Annotated in this window: 1 protein-coding gene; it reads right to left on the bottom strand. The window is 56.7% G+C overall.

Annotated elements, in window-relative coordinates:
- Positions 1-12 precede the first annotated feature (12 nt).
- The coding region (locus QP994_RS11055; RefSeq protein WP_284866830.1) for an IS1249 family transposase at positions 13-764 on the bottom strand (752 nt) is incomplete at its 5' end.

Here is a 764-nt window from a genome sequence, read left to right as displayed (position 1 = left end):
CGTGTCGTGGGGTTAGATTTGGCCTTTTTGGATGCCGATTGAGTGGGTGTACTCGGTGTCGATACCGTTGTCGTAGAGGGCTGGTCGTCCTGTTTCGTGGTCGGCTTGGTTCTCGTTGTGGGTCAGGGGTGTAACTTTGGCGAGTTGGTCCTGGCCCCAATTGGACTGTCTGGCGATGTGTACTGGATCGTCAGGCAGTTCTGTTTTTAGGTAGAGCCACCAGTCCAGCATTCGGCGTTGGTGTTCTCCTTTTCTTCCGCGATGGGTTCTAGCTAGCAGTTTGAGTTGGGCGTTGATGCCGCCTTCGAGGCTGTTTGTGGTGGATTTGATGCCCTCGGGGTTGAGTACGTCTTTCGGTGGCGTGAGGTAGGTAAAAAGCAGGTCATTGCGCCATAGGTGGTTGAGGCTGTTGTAAGCGCTGCGCACTTTGGCGTGTGTCCATGCGTCTTTCCATTTGCCTGTTTTCGGGTCTTTGAGCACGGTCCTTTCGTCCATCCATGCCCGGTAGATGGTGGAGAATTCGTGTAGTTGGGAACCCCATGCGGCGGCGTCGTCCAGGTTGGTGATGCGGGTCAGTTTCAGCGCTAGTTGGTAGATGGTGCGGCCAGCGTCGGTGCGTGGTCGTGAGGTGGTGTAGCGGCGTACGACGCGTTGGGCATGCACGAGGCAGCGTTGGACTTTCGTTTCCGGCCAGCAGTTTTTGATCGCGGTTGCAGCTCCTTGTCCACCGTCGATGACGACGATGCGAGGGGCTGGGATGCGTT

Source organism: Corynebacterium sp. MSK044 (assembly GCF_030232825.1).
In the GTDB taxonomy this organism is placed as follows: domain Bacteria; phylum Actinomycetota; class Actinomycetes; order Mycobacteriales; family Mycobacteriaceae; genus Corynebacterium.
Note: the sequence above shows the minus strand (reverse complement) of the source record. Positions and strands in the feature narration are given on the sequence as shown.